Source organism: Pseudoclavibacter sp. CFCC 14310 (assembly GCF_008831165.1).
In the GTDB taxonomy this organism is placed as follows: domain Bacteria; phylum Actinomycetota; class Actinomycetes; order Actinomycetales; family Microbacteriaceae; genus Pseudoclavibacter_A.
Genome location: NZ_WBKC01000001.1, coordinates 826,692 through 851,136, shown reverse-complemented (window position 1 = coordinate 851,136; position 24,445 = coordinate 826,692). Strand labels below are relative to the sequence as shown.

Genomic DNA, 24,445 nt, shown 5'->3' with positions numbered 1-24,445 from the left:
TGCGTGTGTGATTGGCGTTCGTGTGTGTGGTTAACGACGGAAGGCCACCCCGCTAGCGGGGTGGCCTTCCGTGAATAATGTTCCGGCGGTGTCCTACTCTCCCACACGGTCCCCCGTGCAGTACCATCGGCGCTGTGAGGCTTAGCTTCCGGGTTCGGGATGTGTCCGGGCGTTTCCCTCACGCTATGGCCGCCGTAACGGCTTCGATCACTATTCAGTTCAACCCACACCCACACCCCAAAAGGTGTGTTGTGGTGGTTCCCGGTCATGGATCGGGAACCGCAGAGTGGACGCGTTCATCGTTACAGAAAGAATTTATGTGTGTTGTCAAGTTCTCGGACTATTAGTACCGGTCAGCTCCACACCTTACGGTGCTTCCACATCCGGCCTATCAACCCAGTGTTCTGCTGGGGTCCTCTCACCATAAATGGTATGGAAATCTCATCTTGAGGCCGGCTTCCCGCTTAGATGCTTTCAGCGGTTATCCATTCCCAACGTAGCCAACCAGCCATGCTCCTGGCGGAACAACTGGCACACCAGAGGTTGGTCCATCTCGGTCCTCTCGTACTAGAGACAGATCCTCTCAAATTTCCGACGCACGCAGCGGATAGGGACCGAACTGTCTCACGACGTTCTGAACCCAGCTCGCGTACCGCTTTAATGGGCGAACAGCCCAACCCTTGGGACCAACTCCAGCCCCAGGATGCGACGAGCCGACATCGAGGTGCCAAACCATGCCGTCGATATGGACTCTTGGGCAAGATCAGCCTGTTATCCCCGAGGTACCTTTTATCCGTTGAGCGACAGCGCTTCCACAAGCCACTGCCGGATCACTAGTCCCGACTTTCGTCCCTGCTTGAGATGTCTCTCTCACAGTCAAGCTCCCTTGTGCACTTACACTCGCCACCTGATTGCCAACCAGGTTGAGGGAACCTTTGGGCGCCTCCGTTACTCTTTGGGAGGCAACCGCCCCAGTTAAACTACCCATCAGGCACTGTCCCTGACCCGGATCACGGGCCGAGGTTAGATATCCAAAACAGTCAGAGTGGTATTTCACCAATGACTCCACGACCACTAGCGTGACCGCTTCAACGTCTCCCACCTATCCTACACAGACTGCACCGAATACCAATACCAAACTATAGTAAAGGTCACGGGGTCTTTCCGTCCTGCTGCGCGTAACGAGCATCTTTACTCGTAGTGCAATTTCGCCGAGTTCATGGTTGAGACAGCTGGGAAGTCGTTACGCCATTCGTGCAGGTCGGAACTTACCCGACAAGGAATTTCGCTACCTTAGGATGGTTATAGTTACCACCGCCGTTTACTGGGGCTTAAATTCTAGGCTTCGCCGAAGCTAACCCTTCCTCTTAACCTTCCAGCACCGGGCAGGCGTCAGTCCGTATACATCGTCTTGCGACTTCGCACGGACCTGTGTTTTTGATAAACAGTCGCTTCCCACTGGTCTCTGCGGCCCGACAACGCTCACGAAGTAAATCCGATCACATCACCGGGCCCCCCTTCTCCCGAAGTTACGGGGGCATTTTGCCGAGTTCCTTAACCATGATTCTCTCGATCTCCTTAGTATTCTCTACCTGACCACCTGAGTCGGTTTGGGGTACGGGCAGCTAGAACCTCGCGTCGATGCTTTTCTCGGCAGCATAGGATCACCCACTTCGACCATACGGTCTCACCATCAGGTCTCAGCCGAATGAGGAGCGGATTTGCCAACTCCTCGGCCTACACCCTTAGACGGGGACAACCATCGCCCCGCGGAGGCTACCTTCCTGCGTCACACCAGAGATACGCTAGCCGCACCAGACAGGGTCGAGCGCTAGGCCTCTTTCCTACCCCGAAGGGCAAGCCAGAGGATTCGGGCTCTTAGCATCACTGGGTTGGCTCTGACGGTTCTTCGCCGGTACGGGAATATCAACCCGTTGTCCATCGACTACGCCTGTCGGCCTCGTCTTAGGTCCCGACTTACCCAGGGCGGATTAGCCTGGCCCTGGAACCCTTGGTCTTCCGGAGGACGGGTTTCTCACCCGTCATTCGCTACTCATGCCTGCATTCTCACTCGTGTGGCCTCCACCGCTGGGTCACCCCGCGGCTTCAACGCCCACACGACGCTCTCCTACCCATCCGCACGACTGGACCACGAAGGCCTGTCACAAATGCGAATGCTACGACTTCGGCGGTGTGCTTGAGCCCCGTTACATTGTCCGCGCAGAATCACTTGACCAGTGAGCTATTACGCACTCTTTCAAGGGTGGCTGCTTCTAAGCCAACCTCCTGGTTGTCTATGCAACTCCACATCGTTTCCCACTTAGCACACGCTTAGGGGCCTTAGTCGGTAGTCTGGGTTGTTTCCCTCTCGACAATGAAGCTTATCCCCCACTGTCTCACTGCCATGCTCTCACTTACCGGCATTCGGAGTTTGGCTGACGTCAGTAACCCTGTGGGGCCCATTAGCCATCCAGTAGCTCTACCTCCGGTAAGAAACACATGACGCTGCACCTAAATGCATTTCGGAGAGAACCAGCTATCACGAAGTTTGATTGGCCTTTCACCCCTATCCACAGCTCATCCCCTCAGTTTTCAACCTAAGTGGGTTCGGTCCTCCACGCGGTCTTACCCGCGCTTCAACCTGGCCATGGATAGATCACTTCGCTTCGGGTTTAGAACATGCGACTCAAACGCCCTATTCAGACTCGCTTTCGCTACGGATCCCCCACACGGGTTAACCTCGCCACATATCACTAACTCGCAGGCTCATTCTTCAAAAGGCACGCCGTCACACCAACAAGGGCGCTCCGACGGATTGTAGGCAAACGGTTTCAGGTACTATTTCACTCCCCTCCCGGGGTACTTTTCACCTTTCCCTCACGGTACTCGTCCGCTATCGGTCATCTGGAAGTATTTAGGCTTACCAGGTGGTCCTGGCAGATTCACACGGGATTTCACGGGCCCCGTGCTACTTGGGAAATCCTCCGGGCGATCACAGCATTTCGTCTACGGGACTCGCACCCACTACGGTCGGCCATTCAAGACCATTCAACTATGCTATTCAACTACCCTCGCCGCTCAGCAGCGCGACAGGAGACTCCCACAACCCCGACCATGCAACACCTGCCGGCTATCACACATAATCGGTTTGGCCTCATCCGCTTTCGCTCGCCACTACTCACGGAATCACTAAATTTGTTTTCTCTTCCTGTGGGTACTGAGATGTTTCACTTCCCCACGTTCCCTCTCACAGCCCTATACATTCAGACTGGAGTAACCAGGTCACAGCCCGGCTGGGTTCCCCCATTCGGAAATCCTCGGATCAAAGCTCGTTTATCAGCTCCCCGAGGCATATCGCAGATTACCACGTCCTTCTTCGGCTCCAGATGCCAAGGCATCCACCGTTTGCCCTTCGAAACTTGACCACATAAGTAACGAACACAACAAAATCAATTCATCATGTTCACCAGTGTCATCAGTCCGAACCACCACGACAACAGCCGCAATGGTGCAAACAAAATTGACTACAAATATCTATCCGACACACCCACCAAAAGGCGAGCGTGTCCGATGCTCGCGTCCACTATGCAGTTCTCAACCAACGACCAGCACCGCACCCCAACCAGCCACAAAGACCAGCCAGACCACGGCCCAGAAGGGCCAAAGCCCAAGGAAAACCGTCCAACCACCAAAAGCGGCCGACCCGATCCCCCAGGACCCAACAGTATGCACCCCACACCCAACACACCCAAACACTTTCCAAACCCTCCGAAGAAGACCGTACTCACACTCAAATGCACCAGACGCAGGCATGTCGATGATTCCACCCATGAGCAACCCACCAGCTCTCTTGGAAACACTGGCAGGCACTATCAACGAAACCAAACGGTTCCGAAAGCTCCTTAGAAAGGAGGTGATCCAGCCGCACCTTCCGGTACGGCTACCTTGTTACGACTTAGTCCCAATCACCAGTCCCACCTTCGACGGCTCCTCCCAAAAGGTTAGGCCACCGGCTTCGGGTGTTACCGACTTTCGTGACTTGACGGGCGGTGTGTACAAGGCCCGGGAACGTATTCACCGCAGCGTTGCTGATCTGCGATTACTAGCGACTCCGACTTCATGGGGTCGAGTTGCAGACCCCAATCCGAACTGAGACCGGCTTTCTGGGATTCGCTCCACCTCGCGGTATCGCAGCCCTTTGTACCGGCCATTGTAGCATGCGTGAAGCCCAAGACATAAGGGGCATGATGATTTGACGTCATCCCCACCTTCCTCCGTGTTGACCACGGCAGTCTCCCATGAGTTCCCACCATAACGTGCTGGCAACATAGGACAAGGGTTGCGCTCGTTGCGGGACTTAACCCAACATCTCACGACACGAGCTGACGACAACCATGCACCACCTGTATAGAGACCTTGCGGGGCGACCATCTCTGGCCGTTTCCTCTATATGTCAAGCCTTGGTAAGGTTCTTCGCGTTGCATCGAATTAATCCGCATGCTCCGCCGCTTGTGCGGGCCCCCGTCAATTCCTTTGAGTTTTAGCCTTGCGGCCGTACTCCCCAGGCGGGGTGCTTAATGCGTTAGCTACGACACGGAAACCGTGGAAAGGCCCCCACGTCTAGCACCCAACGTTTACGGCATGGACTACCAGGGTATCTAATCCTGTTCGCTCCCCATGCTTTCGCTCCTCAGCGTCAGTAACGGCCCAGAGACCTGCCTTCGCCATCGGTGTTCTTCCTGATATCTGCGCATTCCACCGCTACACCAGGAGTTCCAGTCTCCCCTACCGCACTCTAGTCTGCCCGTACCCACTGCAAGCCCGAGGTTGAGCCTCGGGATTTCACAGCAGACGCGACAAACCGCCTACGAGCTCTTTACGCCCAATAATTCCGGACAACGCTCGCGCCCTACGTATTACCGCGGCTGCTGGCACGTAGTTAGCCGGCGCTTTTTCTGCAGGTACCGTCACTCTCGCTTCTTCCCTGCTAAAAGAGGTTTACAACCCGAAGGCCGTCATCCCTCACGCGGCGTTGCTGCATCAGGCTTTCGCCCATTGTGCAATATTCCCCACTGCTGCCTCCCGTAGGAGTCTGGGCCGTGTCTCAGTCCCAATGTGGCCGGTCACCCTCTCAGGCCGGCTACCCGTCGTCGCCTTGGTGAGCCATTACCTCACCAACAAGCTGATAGGCCGCGAGTCCATCCCCAACCAAAAAATCTTTCCAACCGCTACAGATGCCTGTACGGTTCATATCCAGTATTAGCTACCGTTTCCAGCAGTTATCCCAGAGTCAGGGGCAGGTTACTCACGTGTTACTCACCCGTTCGCCACTAATCCACCGAAGCAAGCTCCAGCTTCATCGTTCGACTTGCATGTGTTAAGCACGCCGCCAGCGTTCGTCCTGAGCCAGGATCAAACTCTCCGAAGAAAATCTGACATGGCTCTAAAAACCACCACAAAAGTGATGGCATAAAACCAAAAGAAAACATGAACCACCAAAACCAAACGGTCTCAGCAATCCAAATCAATTGGCATCGACATGTGCACACTGTTGAGTTCTCAAGGATCGGACGCAACCAACCATCACCACCCAAACCTGGGCGACTACCTGCCGGCGCAACTTTTCCAGCTTACCACAACCATCCACCAAGTCAAACCAGGACACCCAGACAAAACCAGGAGAACCAGAAGACCAGAACGGCCAAGGCGCTTCACTATGTTACCAGAAATTCACACAACGTCAACCCGGAAAAACCAGACCAACACGCAAACAACCAAGCAACACAGACACCCACCATACACCAAAACCAAACGGCCCCAGCAACACAATGAGCGGCCCCCGCTTGAGGCCCAGAACCCTACAGATCCCAGCACCTTTGGGGTGACAAGAAGAAACAATACCCACACCCCACCAACCACCCAAAACCACACCAACCACCCGGGCGTGTCGAACACCACCAACCCCACGCACACGCACAGCCACAGCCACAGGCACAGGCACACGCACAGGCATGAGCACAGGGGCTCTCCCGCGAGTCGGGACTCTCGGAACGATCTGAGCCACAGCCGCCTGCAATCAGGTGGTCTTATCCCCTCATCAGACCAGAGACACCCAGAAGGCGAAAAGGGAGCCGCCACCAGTGGTGACGACTCCCTTTCGACCGGCGACGGGCCGGGTGCTGCTGCGTGTCTAGGCCACGGTCAGGCTGGCCAGCGTCTTCTTGCCGCGTCGCAGCACCGCATGGCGCCCGTGCAGCAGCGACTGGTCTGCCAAGGTGGCCTCTGGGTCGGTGACCCGTTCGTTGTTGACCGAGACCCCTCCCTGAGAGATCGCACGTCGGGCTTCGCCCAGGCTCTTCACCAGCTCTGTCTCGACCAGCGCCGCAGCAACCGTGGTGTCCGGTGCGACGGTTGCAGAGGGCAGCTCGGCCAGCGCGGCGATCAGCGTGGCTTCGTCGAGCGTCGTGAGGTCGCCGTTGCCGAAGAGCGCAGCCGAGGCGTCAATCGCCGCAAGCGTGGCGTCCAGCCCATGAACCAGCGCGGTGACCTCCAACGCCAGCCGACGCTGCGCCTCACGCTTGTACGGCTCGTCGGCGACCTTCTGTGCGTACTCCGCGATGTCGTCTCGAGTCAGAAACGTGAAGACCTTGAGCCGTTCGATCACGTCGGCGTCGTCGGTGTTCAGCCAGAACTGGTAGAACGCGTACGGCGCGGTCAGGTCGGCATCGATCCAGATGGCGTTGCCTTCGCTCTTGCCGAACTTGGTGCCGTCGGAATTCGTGATGAGCGGCGTGCCCATCGCATGCACCGACTGCTTCTCGACACGCCTGATCAGATCGACACCGCCGACGAGGTTGCCCCACTGATCCTGGCCGCCGCTCTGCAGGGTGACTCCCTCACGACGGAACAGCTCGAGAAAGTCATTGGCCTGCAGCACCTGGTAGCTGAACTCGGTGTAGCTGATGCCGGCGTCCGAGTTCAGCCGCTTCGAGACGGCCTCTTTCGAGAGCATGGCTCCGACGCGGAAGTTCTTGCCGATGTCGCGCAGAAAGTCGATCGCGCTCAGCTCGGCCGTCCAGTCGAGATTGTTCACGATGCGCACCGCGTTGGCACCGTCGTCGCTGAGATACCGCGACACCTGATGCTGGATGCGTGTGACCCACTCTCCGACCTGTTCGCGGGAGTGCAGCGTGCGCTCAGCTGTTGGCCGCGGGTCGCCGATGAGTCCCGTCGCCCCGCCGACCAGAGCATACGGCGTATTGCCGGCCAGCTGCAGGCGACGCATCAGCAGCAGCTGCACGAGGTGGCCCAAGTGCAGGCTCGCCGCAGTGGGGTCGAATCCGCAGTAATAGCGGATCGGCCCGGCGGCGAGAGATGCTCTCAGGTCGTCGAGATCGGTGCTCACTGAGATGAGTCCCCGCCACTGGAGCTCGTCGACGATGGAGTCGAATGACTCGTCGATGCGCTGCGGCGCGAGTTCGGTCGGGGTGTCCGTCACGGTTTCAGTCACTTTCTGTCTATGCCTGCTGCTCGGCGACGCCGATACGACGCAGCGTCTCACTCAGTGTTCGCGGTGCCTCTTCGAGCTGGGATCGCACGTTCACCGCTGCGGTGCCGCCGCGTCCGGTGCGGGCGTTGACCGATCCGGCGACGGTCAGCACCTCTCGCACGCCGGGCGTGAGCCGCGCATCCACCGATGCGTACTCTGCGTCGGTGGGGTCGTCGAGACCGATGCCACGCTGTTCGCAGTATCCGACCAGCTTGCCCGAGATCTCGTGGGCGTCGCGGAAGGGCACACCCCGCTTCACGAGCCACTCGGCGACGTCGGTCGCCAGAGAGAATCCCTTGGGCGCGGCCTCGGCCATGCGCTCAGTGTTGAAACGGGCCGTTGCGACCATGCCTGCGTAGGCGGGCAGCAGCACTTCGAGCTGCGTCACCTGGTCGAAGATCGGCTCTTTGTCTTCTTGCAGGTCACGGTTGTATGCCAGCGGCTGCGCTTTCAGCGTCGCCAGCAGCCCGGTCAGATCGCCGATGAGACGGCCGCTCTTTCCGCGAGCGAGCTCGGCGATGTCGGGGTTCTTCTTCTGCGGCATGATCGACGAGCCGGTCGAGTAACCGTCGTCGAGAGTCACGAAGTCGAACTCAGCGGTGTTCCAGGTGATGATCTCTTCGGCGAAGCGCGACAGATCGATACCGATCATCGTGAGGATGAACGAGAACTCGGCGACCACGTCGCGCGAGGCCGTGCCGTCGATCGAGTTCTGCACCGACGAGGTGAACCCCAGGTCTTCGGCGACCGCCTGCGGATCGAGCCCCAGAGTGTTGCCTGCGAGCGCGCCCGAGCCGTAGGGCGACACGTCGGCACGATCGCGCCAGTCGGCGAGTCGGTCGAGGTCGCGCAGCAGCGGCCAGACGTGCGCCAGCAGATGATGCCCGAGCAGTACGGGCTGAGCGCTCTGCAGATGCGTACGACCGGGCAGCGGGTCATCGATATGGCGCTCGGCCTGCTCGAGCAGTGCGTCCAAGACGTGGGCGACCAGGCCTGCGATGGTTCGGGCGTGATCTTTGGCATACATGCGCACAAGAGTCGCGATCTGATCGTTGCGCGATCGACCGGCACGCAGCTTGCCGCCGAGCCCGCCCCCGGCGATCTCGATCAGGCCGCGTTCGAGCGCGGAGTGCACGTCTTCGTCTTCTGGCTGGGCCGCGAACGCGCCGGATGCCACCCGACGACCGAGCTCGTCGAGGGCTGCGATCATGTCTCGGTACTCGTCGTCGGTCAGATAGCCGGCCCGGTGCAGGGCCGCCGCGTGGGCGTGAGAACCTGCCAGGTCATAGGGGGCGAGCACCCAGTCGAACTGTGTCGACCTGCTCAGCTCGGCAAGAGCCGGCGACGGCCCGTTGGTGAAGCGTCCTCCCCAGAGTGCTCCGGCTTTTCCTGCGCGTTCAGACATTGTGCTCCTTCATGCCGCGCCTGCGGCCGTGTTCATTCTACGTGAGAGGTCTCGTCGGGCCCGTGCACCACGGCGCGCGCCGGATGCGCAGAACGGGCCGCGGCAGTGGGATGTGCCGCGGCCCGTTCAGAGCCCGTCGATCTGTGCAGCAGTCGGGGCCTGCGCTGCTCAGTGCTGCAGCAGCCAGGCCAGCAGCGCCTTCTGCGCGTGCAGACGGTTCTCAGCTTCGTCCCAGACCACACTGCGCGGGCCGTCGATGACCGACGCCGAGACCTCATAGCCCCGGTAGGCCGGCAGGCAGTGCAGGAAGATCGCGTCGTCAGCCGCCTGGCCAAAGAGCTCGTCGTTCACCTGGTAGTCGGTGAACAGTCGCTGGCGTTCGGCCTTCTCGGACTCCTGCCCCATCGACACCCAGGTGTCGGTGAGCACGACGTCCGAATCCTTGACCGCAGCAGCCGGATCGGTGCCGACCCAGACAGAGCCGCCTGTCTCGGCGGCACGTCGTTCGGCATCCGCCACGACCTGCGGGTCGGGCAGATACCCCTCCGGGCCGGCCACGCGCACGTGCATGCCTGCGGTCGCGCCGCCGAGCAGGTAGGAGTGCGACATGTTGTTCGCCGCATCACCGACATACGTCAGCGTCAGCCCCTTGAGTGCGCCCTTGTGCTCGCGAATCGTGAGCAGGTCGGCCAGAATCTGGCACGGGTGGAAGTCGTCCGACAGAGCGTTGACGACCGGCACGCGGCTGTTCGCGGCCATCTCTTCGAGGCCTGACTGTGCGTAGGTGCGCCACACGATCGCCGCGACCATGCGCTCGAGCACATGTGCGGTGTCGCTGATCGACTCCTTGCCGCCGAGCTGGCTCGACTGCGACTCGACGATCAGCGGCGAGCCGCCGAGATCGGCGATGCCGGTGGCGAACGACACGCGGGTGCGCGTCGACGTCTTGTCGAAGAACACGGCGACCGTCTGCGGGCCTTCAAGCGGGCGCTGAGAGAATCGGTCGGCTTTGAGTGCGGCCGCGAGGTCGAGCACCTCGGCCTGCTCGACGGGAGTCAGATCGTCGTCTCGAAGAAAATGCCTGGTCATGCGCTGAGCCTCTCTGTCGCTTTCGTCCACCGTTCGCCGAACTCCTGCACCTCTGCCTCGCCGATGATCAGCGGCGGCGCGAGTCGGATGGTCTGTGCATCGGGTGCGTTGATGATGAGCCCCTCTTCAAGGGCGGCTGCGACGAGGTCGGCCGCGACCGGCTTATCCAGCTGCACACCGAGCAGCAGCCCCATGCCGCGCACACCCGTGACGAGCCGCAGCGTCGGCAGCAGGTCGCGCAGGTGCTGTGACTGGTGTCGCACGTTGTCGAGCAGGGCCTCGCTCTCGATCGAGTTGATGACCGTGCGACCTGCGGTCGTCGCCAGCGGGTTGCCGCCGAACGTCGAACCGTGGTCGCCGGCATGCAGGATGCCGCTGGCCGCTCCGACGGTGACGGTCGCACCGATCGGCACCCCGCCGCCGAGCCCCTTGGCCAGCGTGAAGACGTCTGGCATGATGCCCGACTGCTGGAACGCGAACCAGCTGCCGGTGCGGCCCATGCCGGTCTGCACCTCGTCGACGATGAGCAGTGCGTTCGCCTGTGTCGTGAGCTCGCGGGCCTTCTGCAGGTACCCTTCGGGAAGCGGCAGCACACCGGCCTCGCCCTGCACTGGCTCGACGAAGATCGCAGCGACAGAGTCGTCGATGGTGTCGAGCGCGTCGAGCGTCGCCGGAATGAACTCGACCTCGCTCGCAAGCGGCTCGAAGCGCTCGCGCAGCTTATGCTTCCATGTCACGCTGAGGGCACCGAGAGTGCGCCCGTGAAAGGCATGCTCGAGCGCGAGAATGCGAGTGCCGCCGCCCTGACGCGCATGGGCGCGAGCGATCTTGAAAGCCGCCTCGTTCGCCTCGGTGCCGCTGTTGGCGAAGAACACGCGGCCGTTCTCGGGGTTGCCTGCGACACGCAGCAGGTCTTCGGCGAGACCGATCTGAGACGGTGAGGTGAACAGATTCGAGACGTGGATGATGCGAGCGGCCTGCTCGCTGATCGCGCGCACGAGTGCGGGGTGGGCGTGGCCGAGCGCCGAGACGGCGATGCCGGCCAGGAAGTCGAGATACCGATTGCCGTCGACGTCGTACACCCATGCTCCTCGACCATGGTCGAGCTCGCGTGCGGGGGTGCCGAAGACGGGAAGCAGATGCTCCTGATAGTCAGTGGTCCAGTCTGCCATGTGTGTGATGTGCTCCTGTGCGGTGAATGAGTGCGTTGCGCAATGGGTGTGCGGATGCGGTGGTCGGGGCCGCCGTGAACGACCGGTCAGTCGAGGCGGTCCCGCATCATCGTCGCTCGGCCGATGCGTCGTTCGTCTCGGCGCGGACTGTCGCGTCGGGCGTCGGGGTGACGAGCGTTCCGATACCCGATTGGGTGAAGATCTCGAGCAGCGCCGAGTGCGGACGTCGACCGTCGACCACGTGCGCCTGAGGAACGCCGCCGCGCACGGCGTCAAGGCAGGCGCGCATCTTCGGGATCATGCCGCTCTCGAGACTCGGCAGCATCTGTTCGAGCTCATCGGTCGTCATCTGCGAGATCAGGCTGGTGGGATCCGGCCAGTCGCGGTAGAGCCCCCCGACGTTCGTCAGCAGCACGAGCTTGGCTGCGCCGAGCGCCACGGCGAGGGCCGAGGCCGCCCGATCGGCATTGACGTTCAGCGGCTGCGCACCGCACTCCCCCTCTGGTGCGATCGACGAGACGACCGGCACACGCCCGGCGTCGAGCTGTGCGCGCACGATCTGCGGCTGCACGCCGACGACCTCGCCGACGAGCCCCAGATCGACAGACCTGCCGTGGTCGTTGCCCGTAATGCGCTCGGCGGTGAACAGCCCGGCGTCTTCACCTGAGATGGCGACGGCGAACGGACCGTAGTGGTTGATGCGCCCGACCAGATCTCGAGAGATCTGCCCGGTGAGCACCATGCGCACGACATCCATCGCCTCGGGCGAGGTGTAGCGGTACCCGACCCTGAACTCGGTGGGAATGCCGAGCCGTTCCAGCATCTGCGTGATCTGCGGGCCTCCGCCATGCACCACGACGGGCCGGATGCCGACCATGCTCAGATAGACGACATCCTGAGCGAACGCGTCGATCAGAGTTGGGTCGCCCATCGCGTTGCCGCCGAACTTCAGAACGAAGGTCTCGCCGTGGAACTTCTGAAGCCACGGCAGCGACTCCATCAGCGTCGCCGTCTTGACTTCGGCGAGCGCAGCGTCTTCGGCCAGAGAGAGATGCTCAGTCATATCAGCTCTCGTATTCGCTGTTGATCTCGACGTACTCATGTGTGAGATCGCTGGTGCGCACCATACCTGTCGCCTCGCCTGACTTCAGGTCGATCAGCACATGGACGGCTCGAGGCGAGAGGTCGACGGTGGCGGGGTCGCGATCGGGCTGGCCAGCATGGCAGATGCGGGTGTCGTTGATCGTCACGTCGATGTCGAAGGGGTCGAACGCGGCCTGAGTCGTGCCCACAGCTGCGAGGACGCGTCCCCAGTTCGGATCGTTGCCTGCGATGGCGGCCTTGAAGAGGTTGCTGCGCCCCACGGCCCTGGCGACCTCGATCGCGTCATCCTCGTCTGCCGCGTGCTGGACTTCGATGTCGATGGTGTGCGAAGCGCCCTCGGCGTCATCCTGGATCTTGGCGGCCAGCACGTCGCAGACCTCGGTCAGCCGTGCGACGAACTCCGCGTGCGCAGGGCTGACGCCTGAGGCGCCCGAGCTCAGCAGGGTGACCGTGTCGTTGGTCGACATGCAGCCGTCGACGTCGAGGCGGTTGAACGTGTGTCGCACGGCTTCGTCGAGCGCCTGCTGCAGCTCGGCGGCCTCGATCACGGCGTCGGTGGTGACCACGACGAGCATGGTGGCCATACCCGGGGCGATCATGCCCGACCCCTTGGCGATGCCGCCGATCGACCAGCCGTCGGGATGACGCACAGCGACCTCCTTGGCCACGGTGTCAGTCGTGAGGATGGCTTCGGCGGCCAGGCTGCCGCCGTCTGCAGAGAGCTCGGCAGCCGCAGCGCTCACGCCGCCGACCAGTTTCTCGAGCGGCAGCTGATGGCCGATGATGCCGGTCGAGCAGACGACGACGTCGCCGGCCGAGACGCCGACCTGTTCGGCGACCGCCTCTGCTGTCGCGTGAGCCGTCTGAAAGCCCTGCTCGCCGGTGTAGCAGTTCGCACCGCCGGAGTTCAGCACGACCGCGTCGACGCGGCCGTCGGCCGCGACCTGACGGCTCCAGCGCACTGGGTTCGCCTGGCACCGGTTGGTGGTGAACACCGCAGCGGCATCGAAGCGCGGCCCGCGGTTGACGACGAGCGCCAGATCGCGGTGTCTGTTCGCTTTGATGCCGGCGGCCACCCCGGCCGCCTCGAATCCTGCTGGTGTGGTGACGGTCACGGAGCGACTCCTTCGATGGGCAGCCCGGCGGCCTCGTCAAGGCCCAGGGCGATGTTTGCAGACTGAATGGCGGCACCGGCGGTGCCCTTCACCAGGTTGTCGAGCGCTGAGACGGCGACGAGCCGCCCGGCGGCCTCGTCGACGGCGATGCCGAGCGAGGCGACATTGGAGCCGAGCACGGATGCGGTCGCCGGGAAACGGCCGGCGGGCAGCAGTTCGACGAAGCGCTCGTCTTCGTAAGCGGCTTCGTAGGCGTCGCGCAGGTCGCCGATCGTAGTGCCCGCAGACAGCCGTGCGGTCGAGGTGGCCAGGATTCCACGGGCCATCGGCACCAGCACGGGGGTGAATGAGATGCGGATGTCCTGCGTCGAGGTCTCGCCCGGAGCGCTGGCGGCCCAACGCAGATCCTGCTGGATCTCGGGGATGTGGCGATGGGTGCCGCCGACGGCGTACGCACTGGCCGATCCGAGAATCTCGCTGGCAAGCAGGTTCGGCTTCAGCGAACGCCCGGCGCCGGAGGGACCCACCGCGAGCACGGCGACCAAGTCGTCGGTCTCGACCAGTCCTGCCGCGACGGCGGGCGCCAGCCCGATGCTGATCGCACTCACGTTGCAGCCCGGAGCGGCGATTCGAGTCGCCCCGCGCAACCAGTCGCGCTGACGGCCGCCCTCTCGCGGCAGTTCTGGCAGACCGTAGGCCCAAGCCCCGTGATAGTCGCCGCCGTAGAAGCGGTTCCAGTCGTCTTCGTCGATCAGCCGATGATCGGCCCCGGCGTCGACGACGACCACGTTCTCGGGCAGCTGATCAGTGAGTTCGCCGCTCTTGCCATGCGGCAGGGCCACGAAGACCACGTCGTGACCCGCGAGGTTCTCGGCACTCGTGTCGGCGAGCACGAGGTCTCCGAGACGGTGCAGGTGAGGGTGGATGTCACCGAGGCGCTGCCCGGCGTTCGAATGAGCGGTGACCGTGCGCACCTCGAGCTGCGGGTGCGACGAGAGCAGGCGAAGCAGCTCTCCGCCCGCATACCCGCTGGCTCCGGCGACGGCTACAGAGATCGACATGGCATTCACCTTACGTCAGGCCCGCAGCTGCGCACCGAAGCGCTCGGCCGCCAGCGCGACGGCGGCGTCCTTCGCCTCGGTCGCCTCTGCGGCGGTCAGTGTGCGGTCGGCCGCGCGGAAGCGCAGAGCGAACGTGAGCGACTTCTCACCTTCGCCGACGCCGTCTCCGCGATAGTCGTCGACCAACTGCACGTGTTCGAGCAGGTCGCCGGCGCCTTCGGTGATGGCAGCCCGCACCTGAGCAGCCGGGGTGTCGAGCGGCACGACCAGAGAGAGGTCTTGCGTGGCCGCAGTCTGCGTGCGCACCGGCGCGGCGTGCACCTGAGCCGGGGCGATGCGCTGCAGAGCATCGATGTCGATCTCGGCGACGGCGATGCGTCCATGCAGCTTCATCGCGGCGACGTGGTCGGGATGCAGCTCGCCGGCGAAGCCCACGACGACCTCTCCCTCGGCCGTCGAGGCGACGACCTCGCCACCGCGCCCGGGATGCAGGCCGATGAGCGAAGCCTGACGCAGGCTGAGCGTGACGCCGAAGGCGAGACCCACCTGTGCCACGAACGCGCTGGCCTCCTGCCAGTCGACGGGGAGCGCCTTGGTGCCGGGCTGATGCGCGATACTGTTGCCGGCGATCACTGCGGCGATGTGCCGCGGCTGTGGCGGCAGACTCTCGTAAAGCGCCTGCAGCGTGGCCGCATCGGGACGCGCCGTGCCGATCGGCAGTTGCGGCGACCCCGTCTGCTGCCCTGCTTCGGGTCGGAAGACCAGCTCCTGCTCCACGATCGCCAGGTCGGTGAGCCCGCGGCTGATGTTGCGCCGGGCCACTTCGAGCAGACCGGGCAGCACGAGCCGACGCAGAAGGCCCTCTTTGGCATCGAGCGGGTTCGCCAGGGCGACCGACGCCACCTCTGCCGATTCGAACAGCGCGTTCTGCGCTGCAGAGACGAACGGATAGCTGAAGACTTCGGTGTAGCCGGCACCGGCCAGATGCCGGGCCAGCCGCCGACGAGCCTGCTGAGCAGCCGTGTAGCCGTGCCCCGGAGGGGCCACCGGCAGGCGCACCGGAATGCGCTCGTAGCCGGCGATGCGGGCGACCTCTTCGATCAGGTCGACCTGTTCGGTGATGTCAGGGCGCCAGGTGGGGGCAGTGACCTCGAGCACGTCGCCGTTGTCGACGACCTGGGCACCGATCTGTCGCAGAATCGACACCACTTCGTCACGGGTGACGTCGATGCCGGTCAGCGCGGCCGCAGCGTCGACCGGCAGCTGCACCGTCGTCTTGGGCAGTTCGGGCAGGTAGGCCGATCCGATCTCGGAGGCGGTTCCGCCGGCGAGTTCGACCAGCAGGTCGACGACGCGCTGCGCAGCCGCCGAGGCGATGGCGGGATCGACCCCGCGCTCGTAGCGCTTCGAAGCCTCACTGGGCAGTTTGTGCCGACGGGCGGTGCGGGCGATCGACACCGGCTCGAACGCCGCAGCCTCGACGAGCACACGCTTCGTGGTCTCGCTCACCTCGGTGGCCGCACCGCCCATCACACCGGCCAGGCCGATGGCATGAGCATGATCGGCAATGACCAGGTCTTCGGGATCGAGGGTGCGCTCTTTGTCGTCGAGCGTGGTCAGCTTCTCGCCGGCCTGTGCTCGACGCACCACCAGCCCGCCGTCGAGTCGATCGAGATCGTAGCCGTGGATCGGCTGCCCGGTCTCGAGCATGACGTAGTTGGTGATGTCGACGATGACCGAGATCGACCGGATGCCGGCCAAGGTCAGCCTCTCCAGCATCCACGGGGGCGTCGGAGCGCTGGCGTCGACGCCGTCGACGACGCGCGTCACAAAGCTGCGCACCCCGGCCGCACCGCGAATCGGCTGCCGGTCGTCGATCTCGGCCGAGAAGCCGGATGCGAGCACGGGTGTGCCCACCCGATCGACCGGGTCGACGAAGGCCGCACCGGTCGCGTGACCGTACTCGCGGGCCACACCGCGAATCGAGAAGGCGTAGCCGCGATCAGGCGTCACATTGATCTCGACCGCGCGGTCGTCCAGGCCGAGCAGCGGAATCGCCGGCGTGCCGACCTCGGGGTCGAGTCCCAGATCGGCGAGCACGATGATGCCGTTGTGGTCTTCGCCCAGGCCGAGCTCGCGCGCGCTGGCCATCATGCCGTCAGAGACATGGCCGTACGTCTTTCGCGCCGCGATGCGGAAGTCACCGGGCAGCACGCTGCCGGGCAGCGTCACGACGACTTTGTCACCCACCACGAAGTTGTGCGCGCCGCAGACGATGCCGCGCACCGACTCACCGCCGTCAGCGGCCTGCTGACCTTCGGGGGCCACACGCACACTGCACCAGTTGATGGTCTTGCCGTTGGTCTGAGGCTCGGGCGTCGCCTCGAGCACCTGGCCGACGACGAGCGGACCGCTGACTTCGAACGCATGCACGTCTTCTTCTTCAAGCCCGACTTTGACCAGCGCGGCCAGCACCGCATCCGGTTCGGAACTCTGCAGCTCGACGAACTCGCCGAGCCAGCTCAATGGAACCCGCATCAGATAATCACCCCGAACTGCTCGCTGAAGCGCACATCGCCTTCGACCATGTCACGCATGTCATTCACATCGTTGCGGAACTGCAGCGTGCGCTCGACGCCCATGCCGAACGCGAAGCCTGAGTATGCCTCGGGGTCGATGCCCGCCGCACGCAGCACGTTGGGGTGAACCATGCCGCAGCCGCCCCATTCGACCCACTGCGGGCCGCCTTTGGCCCCCGGGTACCAGACGTCGAGTTCGGCGCTGGGCTCGGTGAAGGGAAAGTAGCTGGGGCGCAGGCGAATGCGTGCGTCGTCGCCGAACATGATGCGAGCCATGTGTTCGAGCGTGCCGCGCAGATCGGCCATGGTCAGCCCTCGGTCGACCGCGAGCCCCTCGAACTGGTGGAACACGGGAGTGTGCGTCGAGTCGAGCTCATCTGTGCGGTACACCTGCCCCGGCGCCAGAACGTAGACCGGCAGGTCGCGTGTCAGCAGCGAACGCACCTGCACCGGAGAGGTGTGGGTGCGCATCAGCAGATGCCGGTCGACCGGCTCGACGAAGAAGGTGTCCTGCATTGCGCGAGCGGGGTGGTCGGCGTCGAAGTTCAGCGCGTCGAAGTTGAACCACTCGTTCTCGATCTCGGGCCCTTCGGCGATCTCCCACCCCATGCCGACGAAGACGTCGCTGACCTGCTCGACGAGGAGGTTGAGGGGGTGGCGGGATCCGGTGCGATGGATGCTGGCGGCGGCGGTGATGTCGACGGTGTCGGCTGCCAGCCGCTCGGCCTTCTCAGCGGCGGCGAGTGAGCTCTCGCGCGCGGCGAAGGCCTTGTTCACTCGGCCGCGTGCCTGACCGACGAGCTTGCCGGCCTGGGCTTTCTGCTCTTTCGGCAGACCGCCGATCGATCGGTTGAGTGTGGCCAGCGGCGAACCTTCGCCGCTGTGTGCGGCTCGAACCTGCTTCAGTTCGTCGGTCGTCGCCGCGGCCTCAATCGCTTGCAGAGCATCGTCGACGAGCCCGTCGACGATCTCGCCCGTGATGGGAGTGTGATCAGACATGATTCCGTTCCGTGACGTTCCTCGCGAGGCGGCCGGCACGTGGTGCAGCCGCGGTCGAAGTGGAGGGTGCGCCTGCGCGCACCACTCCATTCTAGCGACGTCTGCGCATCACACTCGGAATGCGCGCTTCAGCTGGCGCGCTGGTCAGCGGTGTGCACGACTCAGTCGCCGCTGCAGCCAGACCGCGAAGCCGCTGAGCAGCAGGCAGAGACCGATGTAGATCGAGCCGATCACGATGGCAGACGGAATGATCGGGTAGTCGAACTGTGCCTGAGCCCCGTAGAACTTGGCGACGTACAGCAGCTCTTCATAGGTGACGATGAAGCCAAGTGCCGTGTCTTTGAGCACGACGACCAGCTGCGAGATGATCACCGGCATCATCGACTTGACCGCCTGCGGCAGCAGAATCATGCGCATGACCTGCCCCTTGCGCAGGCCGATCGAGTAGCCGGCCTCGGCCTGCCCCTTCGGCAGTGCCTGGATTCCGGAGCGGAACACCTCGGCGAGAACCGAGCCGTTGTACATCGTCAGGCCGGCGACGACCGCGACGAACGGGCTCACCCAAGTGACACCGATCGTCGGCAGACCGTAGTAGATGATCATCATCAGGATCAGCAGAGGAACGGCCCGGAACAGCTCGGTGATCCAAGCGGCCGGACGGCTCACCCAGGCATGATCCGAGAGTCGCCCGACAGCGAGCACTACTCCGAGCACGAGACTGAGCACCGCGGCGAGAGCAAACGCAGACAGCGTGGAGACGAGGGCGAGCCCGACTCGCTGCCACACCAAGGGGTAGGTGAACAGCTGCCACTTCTTCGCCTCGAACTGGCCACTCGTTGCCAGGTGAGAGATCACGAAGCCCAGTACGGCGATGACGACGATGACCGTGACCACGCCCAGAATGCGATTGCGTCGCAGGGCCTTGGGGCCTGGTGCGTCATAGAGAACGGAGGTGCTCATGCCTTGACCTTCCATTTCTTCTCGAGGACTCGCTGTAGCAGAGAAAGCCCCATTACCAGCACCACGAAGATCAGTGCGACCCACAGCAGCACGACCATGGCGTTCTCACCACGCTCTGAGGCGTAGGCGCGGATGGCGCCCGCCTCGAAGACGGAGAAGCCCGCAGCCACTGTGGTGTTCTTCAGAAGAGCGATGAACACGCTGATCAGCGGAGGAACGACGGCTCGGATCGCTTGGGGCAGCACGACCTGCGACATGGTCTGCCCGAAGGTCAGCCCGATCGACCGTGCGGCCTCGGCCTGTCCGACCGGAACGGTGTTGATGCCGGAGCGGATGGCCTCTGCGACGTAGGTTGCGGTGTAGAGGCTCAGAGAGATGATGGCCAAGGCCATGAAACCAGGAGTCGGCAGCCCCAGCTTCGGGTAGCCCAATGCGAAGAACAGCATGAGCAGAGTGAGTGGAGTATTGCGCACCAGGTTCACGTACACCGTGCCGACCACGCGCATCGGGCCGACAGGTGACACTCGCATGGCGCCGACCACGCCGCCGAGCAACAGAGAGAAGACCGCTGACACTGCGAACAGAATCAGAGTGTTGCGAAACCCGGTGAGGAACAGGTCGCTGTTTTCGAGCAGAGTGTTCACGTTCGTCTCTCAGTTCGATGCGGATGGGGAGGATCGGAGTGCCGGGAGGATTTCCCCGGCACTCCGTGCCCCGCCGGCCAGTGGCTCAGACGGCCACGTCGTTCAGCGGAGCGAGTCGACGGCGAATCAGTACGCTTCGACCTTGGGCTGCTCGACCTTCGTGCCCGACGCTCCCAGAGTGCGGTCGAAGATCTCTGTCCAGGTGGAGCCGCCGTCGGTGAGCGTCTTGTTGAAGAACGTGCGCAGTGCGGTGTCGTCCTTGCTCAGACCGATGCCGTACTTCTCTGTGGTGAAGGGTTCGCCGACGACTTTGAGCGAGTCGGGATCCTGCGCGGCGTAGCCGATCAGGATGGCCTCATCTGTCGTGACGGCATCGAGCTGCTTGTTCTTCAGCCCGTCGACGCACTGCGAGTACTTGTCGAATTCAGTGACCTTCGCCTCGGGGTAGTTCTCGCGAATGTTCTGAATCGGCGTCGAGCCGGTTGCGGAGCAGACGGTCTTGCCTGCCAGATCATCGGGGCCCTTGATCGAGTCGTCGTCCGAACGGACGAGCAGGCCCTGACCGGTCACGAAGTACGGACCTGCGAAGCCGATCTGCTGCTTGCGCTTGTCAGTGATCGAATAGGTGCCCACGTAGTAGTCGATATCGCCATTAATGATCGACTGCTCACGGTTGGCGCTCGGAATCGACTTGTACTCGATCTTGTCAGCACCGAAGCCCAGCGAGGCGGCCATCCACTGTGCCACTTCGATGTCGAACCCAGAGCGCTCGTTCGTTGCGGCGTCAAGATAGCCCAAGCCAGGCTGGTCGTCTTTCACACCGACGACGACTTTGCCGCGCTGCTTGATCGCGTCGAAGGTCGGGCTGCCCTCGACCGTGACGTTCTCTGCCACCGGGAACTTGGCGGAATCTGTCGTCGAACCGCCTGACGCGCATCCGCTGAGGGCGATCGCCCCGACTGCCAGCAGTGCTGCACCTGAAAGCGCTTTCCTCATTCTCATGGGGTGGTCTCCATTCTTTCGGGTTGAGCTCACGACTCAGTGCGTGAGGATCTTCGAGAGGAACTCACGTGCTCTCGAGGTTTTGGGATTCGTGAAGAACTCTTCTGGCCGGGCCTCTTCGACGATCTGGCCGTCGGCCATGAAGATGATGCGATTGGCCGCTTTGCGGGCGAAGCCCATCTCATGTGTGACCACCACCATGGTCATACCGGTGCGAGCCAGCTCGACCATGACGTCGAGCACCTCGTTGATCATCTCGGGGTCGAGCGCGCTGGTCGGCTCGTCGAGCAGAATGAGCTTGGGGTTCATGGCCAGGCTGCGGGCGATGGCCACGCGCTGCTGCTGGCCGCCTGAGAGCTGAGCGGGGTACTTCATGGCCTGGTTCGCCACACCGACACGCTTGAGCAGAACCATCGCCTGCTCTTCGGCTTCTTTGCGCTTGAGACCTCGCACCTTGATGGGGCCGAGCGTGACGTTCTCAAGGATCGTCTTGTGCGCGAAGAGGTTGAACGACTGGAAGACCATGCCGACGTCGGCACGGAGGCGTGCGAGGCCTTTTCCTTCGGAGGGCAGCGGCTTGCCGTCGATGGTGATTGTGCCCGAGTCAATCGTCTCAAGCCGGTTGATCGCCCGACAGAGCGTCGATTTGCCTGACCCGGAGGGGCCGATCACGACGACGACCTCGCCACGGCCCACGTTCGTGTTGATGTCGTTCAGCACGTGCAGCTCACCGTAGTGCTTTTCGACGTGGTCAATGACCACAATGGGGTCATCACTCTGGATCTGCGGGATCGAGACGGTGTCGTTCGTGGTCATGGTGCCCCATCGTAGTTAGCGCTTCATTGCAAGAACTGCCACGTAACACTCTCGTAACAAGAGTGAAACCTGGCTACACAGTAGCAATCGCAGACCGACCCGGCGAATCCTATTCGACTTGCACCGACGGCCGACCTCACGTAGGGGCCGACTCCTGCGCCGTTCAGGCGTGCATGCGAAACGCCGATTGGTAGAGGCACACGCTGGCGGCGATGGCCAGGTTCAGCGACTCCGCCTGACCGTAGATCGGCAGTCGCACTGCGCGGTCGGCGAGGGCAAGTTCGGCATCGTCGAGACCGTGCGCCTCATTGCCGAAGAGCCATGCCGTCGGCCGAGACAGCAGCTCTGCCGTCGCCTCATCAGATGCGAGCTCGTCACCGCTGATGTCCGCTGCGAGGGTCTGCAGGCCGCTCTCGTGTGCGAGTCGCATTGCGTCGCCCAGATCGACCCCGACCGCCACCGGCAGGTGAAAGAGCGACCCGGTCGTCGAACGCACCACTTTCGGGTTGTAGACGTCGACGCTGCGATCGGTGAACACCACTCCGTCGGCGCCCACTGCGTCGGCCACCCGCAGCACGGTGCCAGCGTTTCCCGGGTCTGAGACGTGATGCATGATCACGATGAGTCTCGGGGTTCCGGAGAACAGGTCTTCGACGCGGACCGGGAACTGCCGGGCCACCGCCACGACGCCCTGCGGATGCACGGTGTCACTCATCCCTTTGAGCACACGCTCTGTGACGGTCTCGACCGGCAGCCCAGCCGCGCGAGCAGATTCGGACAGATCGCTGAGGCGCCCGAGGGCGTTCTCTGCCACATAGACCTGTTCGACGACCTGAGGGCGCCACCGAATGGCCTCGGCCACGGCCTGCGGCCCATCAAGCAGAAAACGCCCGGTCTTCGACCGGGCGTCTCTGCGTGCCAAAGAGGCAGCGAATCTCACGCGCTCGTTGTGAACGCTGCTGAGCATGTTCAGGCCTGAGGAGCGTTCACATCAGCGGGCAGAGCCTGCTTTGCGGTCTCGACGAGGCTGCTGAACGTCTTGGCGTCAGTGACGGCCAGCTCGGCGAGCAGGCGGCGGTCGACCTCGACACCGGCCAGGTTCAGTCCCTGGATCAGACGGTTGTAGGTGATGCCGTTCGCACGTGCCGCAGCGTTGATGCGCTGGATCCAGAGGCGGCGGAACTGCCCCTTCTTCGCACGGCGATCACGGAAGGCGTAGGTGTACGAATGGGTGACCTGCTCCTTCGCCTTGCGGTAGAGGCGCGACCGCTGACCGCGGTAGCCCTCTGCCTTCTCGAGGATCTCGCGACGCTTCTTCTTGGCGTTGACGGAACGCTTGACTCTTGCCATTTCAGTACTCTCTCTTCAGTCCGGTTCGCTCTTACTTGCCCAGCAGTCGCTTGACCTGCTTGGTGTCAGCGGCCGAGACCGGGACATCCGCGCTCAGGCGACGGGTGCGACGTGACGACTTGTGCTCGAGCAGGTGGCGCTTGTTCGCCTGCTCGCGGTACAGCTTGCCGCTGCCGGTGGTGCGAAAACGCTTCTTGGCACCGGAATGTGTCTTCTGCTTTGGCATCTTCTTCTTCTCTTTCGTATCTGCCGACCGGTGGATCGGTCAGTTGGTCTTCTCTGCGTCAGTCGTGGTCTTCTCAGCGTCAGCCTCGACTTCGGCGGCCTTCGCCTCGCGTTTCGCAGCACGCTCGGCCTCGGCCTTGATCTCGGCCTTGGTGCGGATCGGCGCAAGCACCATGGTCATGTTGCGACCGTCCTGCAGCGGCTTGAACTCGATGGTCGCGTACTCCTTGAGCTCTTCGGCGAGCTTCATGAGCAGCTTGTAGCCGAACTCGGGGCGAGACTGCTCACGACCACGGAACATGATCATGACCTTGACCTTGTCGCCGCTCTTGAGGAACCTGAGCACATGGCCCTTCTTGGTCTCATAGTCGTGGCTGTCGATCTTGAGGCGGAAGCGGATCTCTTTGAGCTGGGCGTTCGTCTGGTTGCGACGGGCCTCACGCGCTTTCTGAGCGGCTTCGTACTTGAACTTGCCGTAGTCCATGAGCTTGGCTACCGGCGGCTTCGAATGCGGGGCGACCTCGACGAGGTCGAGGTCAGCCTCACGCGCCAGGTGCAGTGCCTTGGCTACGGAGACGACACCGATCTGCTCTCCCTTGGGCCCGACCAGGCGGACTTCGGGAACTCGGATACGGTCATTGATGCGCGGCTCGCTAATCGGCTGCTCCTTACTCGTGCACGGCATGGTGAACGTCAGAGAAGCAGCAAGGCGCAGTCGCGTCTTGAGCACTTTGGACCCGGCAGTCTGTGTTGAGGTCGACTACAGTAGGTGGGAGTGTGAACTCCTCTTCAGCTCAGCGCTGAGCATCGTCGAGACGCACAGCACAAGCCATACTACCAGAGACCGAGCCCTCCTGCGAGCACTTGCGCCGCTCCTGCCGTTCTGAGTGCCGGGGACACGAGAGAAAGAGCGAAGATGACCAAGCGAAGCATCCACGAAGGCGACATTCTGGGCGAGCGTTCCAGCGGTCTGCACAGCGACGGAGCCGACGCGGCTGAGTCACCGGCGGCCGGCGGATCGCGCGAGATGGATGTTCGGGAGCGCGAAGCGCTGGAGGATCTGACCCGCGATATCGGCGACGTTCCTGCCGTCGAGGTCATCTCGACCGCAGCCGTGCATCTCATGAGTGCCGCGGCCGTGAAGATCGGGCTGGCTCAGGATCCAGAGCAGGAACGAGACCTCGACGAGGCGCGCAAACTCATTGAGGCGCTGGCCGGGCTGGTCATCGCATCAGCGCCTGCGATCGGCAACCTGCATGCTCGCAGCATGCGCGACGGACTGCGCACCCTGCAGCTGGCCTTCCGTGAGGCGTCACTGATTCCCGACGCTCGTGGCGAGGGCCCGGGTGAGAAGCTCACCGGACCAGTGAACTGA

Annotated in this window: 18 protein-coding genes and 3 rRNA genes; 1 reads left to right on the top strand and 20 read right to left on the bottom strand. The window is 62.9% G+C overall.

From position 1 onward, the window contains the following. Positions 1-80 precede the first annotated feature (80 nt). The 20 genes from rrf to infC all read right to left on the bottom strand — a co-directional run bounded on the left by rrf (position 81) and on the right by infC (position 23,800). Positions 81-197: ribosomal RNA gene (rrf, locus tag F8O06_RS03800) — 5S ribosomal RNA — on the bottom strand. 126 nt (positions 198-323) lie between these two features. Beyond that, positions 324-3,425, bottom strand: a 23S ribosomal RNA gene (locus F8O06_RS03795). 481 nt (positions 3,426-3,906) lie between these two features. Next, positions 3,907-5,428 (bottom strand): 16S ribosomal RNA (locus tag F8O06_RS03790). Together the 16S, 23S and 5S rRNA genes form the textbook arrangement of a ribosomal RNA operon. 762 nt (positions 5,429-6,190) lie before the next feature. Further along, positions 6,191-7,510: a tyrosine--tRNA ligase gene (tyrS, locus tag F8O06_RS03785; RefSeq protein ID WP_158037520.1), complete on the bottom strand. Its 1,320-nt coding sequence runs from the start codon at positions 7,508-7,510 to the stop codon at positions 6,191-6,193. A 7-nt stretch (positions 7,511-7,517) separates the two neighbouring features. Further along, positions 7,518-8,954 (bottom strand): argininosuccinate lyase, encoded by a 1,437-nt coding sequence (gene argH / locus F8O06_RS03780; protein WP_158037518.1) that lies wholly within the window; start codon positions 8,952-8,954, stop codon positions 7,518-7,520. A gap of 168 nt (positions 8,955-9,122) precedes the next feature. Beyond that, a complete protein-coding gene (gene argF, locus F8O06_RS03775; protein WP_158031872.1) occupies positions 9,123-10,043 on the bottom strand; it encodes an ornithine carbamoyltransferase in 921 nt (306 codons plus the stop codon). Beyond that, positions 10,040-11,215 carry an acetylornithine transaminase gene (locus tag F8O06_RS03770; protein WP_158037516.1) on the bottom strand — a complete coding sequence of 392 codons (1,176 nt, stop codon included), beginning with the start codon at positions 11,213-11,215 and terminating at the stop codon, positions 10,040-10,042. Before F8O06_RS03770 ends, argF begins: the two co-directional genes overlap by 4 nt. Positions 11,216-11,321: 106 nt before the next feature. Further along, complete coding sequence (gene argB, locus F8O06_RS03765; RefSeq protein WP_158037514.1) at positions 11,322-12,278, bottom strand: acetylglutamate kinase; 957 nt, start codon at positions 12,276-12,278, stop codon at positions 11,322-11,324. Between the two features lies 1 nt (position 12,279). Beyond that, positions 12,280-13,434 carry a bifunctional glutamate N-acetyltransferase/amino-acid acetyltransferase ArgJ gene (argJ, locus tag F8O06_RS03760; RefSeq protein WP_158037512.1) on the bottom strand — a complete coding sequence of 385 codons (1,155 nt, stop codon included), beginning with the start codon at positions 13,432-13,434 and terminating at the stop codon, positions 12,280-12,282. Further along, positions 13,431-14,495: an N-acetyl-gamma-glutamyl-phosphate reductase gene (gene argC, locus F8O06_RS03755; protein WP_158037511.1), complete on the bottom strand. Its 1,065-nt coding sequence runs from the start codon at positions 14,493-14,495 to the stop codon at positions 13,431-13,433. The genes argJ and argC overlap by 4 nt, the downstream gene beginning before the upstream one ends. A gap of 15 nt (positions 14,496-14,510) precedes the next feature. After that, positions 14,511-17,033 carry a phenylalanine--tRNA ligase subunit beta gene (gene pheT, locus F8O06_RS03750; RefSeq protein WP_158037510.1) on the bottom strand — a complete coding sequence of 841 codons (2,523 nt, stop codon included), beginning with the start codon at positions 17,031-17,033 and terminating at the stop codon, positions 14,511-14,513. Beyond that, on the bottom strand, positions 17,033-18,073 hold the full coding sequence (gene pheS, locus F8O06_RS03745) for a phenylalanine--tRNA ligase subunit alpha (RefSeq protein WP_158037509.1): 1,041 nt from the start codon (positions 18,071-18,073) through the stop codon (positions 17,033-17,035). Before pheS ends, pheT begins: the two co-directional genes overlap by 1 nt. A gap of 144 nt (positions 18,074-18,217) precedes the next feature. Next, positions 18,218-19,033, bottom strand: a complete 816-nt coding sequence (locus F8O06_RS03740; RefSeq protein ID WP_158031879.1) for an amino acid ABC transporter permease — start codon at positions 19,031-19,033, stop codon at positions 18,218-18,220. Beyond that, positions 19,030-19,677 carry an amino acid ABC transporter permease gene (locus tag F8O06_RS03735; RefSeq protein ID WP_158031880.1) on the bottom strand — a complete coding sequence of 216 codons (648 nt, stop codon included), beginning with the start codon at positions 19,675-19,677 and terminating at the stop codon, positions 19,030-19,032. Before F8O06_RS03735 ends, F8O06_RS03740 begins: the two co-directional genes overlap by 4 nt. Positions 19,678-19,803: 126 nt before the next feature. Next, on the bottom strand, positions 19,804-20,679 hold the full coding sequence (locus F8O06_RS03730) for a glutamate ABC transporter substrate-binding protein (protein WP_192496739.1): 876 nt from the start codon (positions 20,677-20,679) through the stop codon (positions 19,804-19,806). A gap of 36 nt (positions 20,680-20,715) precedes the next feature. Next, positions 20,716-21,495: an amino acid ABC transporter ATP-binding protein gene (locus tag F8O06_RS03725; RefSeq protein ID WP_158031881.1), complete on the bottom strand. Its 780-nt coding sequence runs from the start codon at positions 21,493-21,495 to the stop codon at positions 20,716-20,718. 163 nt (positions 21,496-21,658) lie between these two features. Further along, complete coding sequence (locus tag F8O06_RS03720; RefSeq protein WP_158037507.1) at positions 21,659-22,462, bottom strand: TrmH family RNA methyltransferase; 804 nt, start codon at positions 22,460-22,462, stop codon at positions 21,659-21,661. Between the two features lie 2 nt (positions 22,463-22,464). Beyond that, positions 22,465-22,845, bottom strand: coding sequence for a 50S ribosomal protein L20 (gene rplT / locus F8O06_RS03715; protein WP_158037505.1), 381 nt, complete (start codon positions 22,843-22,845; stop codon positions 22,465-22,467). Between the two features lie 31 nt (positions 22,846-22,876). After that, on the bottom strand, positions 22,877-23,071 hold the full coding sequence (gene rpmI / locus F8O06_RS03710) for a 50S ribosomal protein L35 (RefSeq protein WP_158031884.1): 195 nt from the start codon (positions 23,069-23,071) through the stop codon (positions 22,877-22,879). Positions 23,072-23,110: 39 nt separating this feature from the next. Next, positions 23,111-23,800: a translation initiation factor IF-3 gene (infC, locus tag F8O06_RS03705; protein WP_318655638.1), complete on the bottom strand. Its 690-nt coding sequence runs from the start codon at positions 23,798-23,800 to the stop codon at positions 23,111-23,113. Positions 23,801-24,097: 297 nt separating this feature from the next. Between infC and F8O06_RS03700 the strand changes: the two genes are divergently transcribed. After that, positions 24,098-24,445 (top strand): DUF1844 domain-containing protein, encoded by a 348-nt coding sequence (locus tag F8O06_RS03700; RefSeq protein ID WP_158037617.1) that lies wholly within the window; start codon positions 24,098-24,100, stop codon positions 24,443-24,445.

Excerpts from the sequence above, each read along its gene's own strand:
- argH (WP_158037518.1), bottom strand. The coding sequence starts at position 8,954 with ATGTCTGAACGCGCAGGAAAAGCCGGAGCACTCTGGGGAGGACGCTTC.
- argF (WP_158031872.1), bottom strand. The coding sequence starts at position 10,043 with ATGACCAGGCATTTTCTTCGAGACGACGATCTGACTCCCGTCGAGCAG.
- F8O06_RS03770 (WP_158037516.1), bottom strand. The coding sequence starts at position 11,215 with ATGGCAGACTGGACCACTGACTATCAGGAGCATCTGCTTCCCGTCTTC.
- argB (WP_158037514.1), bottom strand. The coding sequence starts at position 12,278 with ATGACTGAGCATCTCTCTCTGGCCGAAGACGCTGCGCTCGCCGAAGTC.
- argC (WP_158037511.1), bottom strand. The coding sequence starts at position 14,495 with ATGTCGATCTCTGTAGCCGTCGCCGGAGCCAGCGGGTATGCGGGCGGA.
- pheT (WP_158037510.1), bottom strand. The coding sequence starts at position 17,033 with ATGCGGGTTCCATTGAGCTGGCTCGGCGAGTTCGTCGAGCTGCAGAGT.
- pheS (WP_158037509.1), bottom strand. The coding sequence starts at position 18,073 with ATGTCTGATCACACTCCCATCACGGGCGAGATCGTCGACGGGCTCGTC.
- F8O06_RS03740 (WP_158031879.1), bottom strand. The coding sequence starts at position 19,033 with ATGAGCACCTCCGTTCTCTATGACGCACCAGGCCCCAAGGCCCTGCGA.
- F8O06_RS03730 (WP_192496739.1), bottom strand. The coding sequence starts at position 20,679 with ATGAGAATGAGGAAAGCGCTTTCAGGTGCAGCACTGCTGGCAGTCGGG.
- F8O06_RS03725 (WP_158031881.1), bottom strand. The coding sequence starts at position 21,495 with ATGACCACGAACGACACCGTCTCGATCCCGCAGATCCAGAGTGATGAC.
- F8O06_RS03720 (WP_158037507.1), bottom strand. The coding sequence starts at position 22,462 with ATGCTCAGCAGCGTTCACAACGAGCGCGTGAGATTCGCTGCCTCTTTG.
- rplT (WP_158037505.1), bottom strand. The coding sequence starts at position 22,845 with ATGGCAAGAGTCAAGCGTTCCGTCAACGCCAAGAAGAAGCGTCGCGAG.
- rpmI (WP_158031884.1), bottom strand. The coding sequence starts at position 23,071 with ATGCCAAAGCAGAAGACACATTCCGGTGCCAAGAAGCGTTTTCGCACC.
- F8O06_RS03700 (WP_158037617.1), top strand. The coding sequence starts at position 24,098 with ATGGATGTTCGGGAGCGCGAAGCGCTGGAGGATCTGACCCGCGATATC.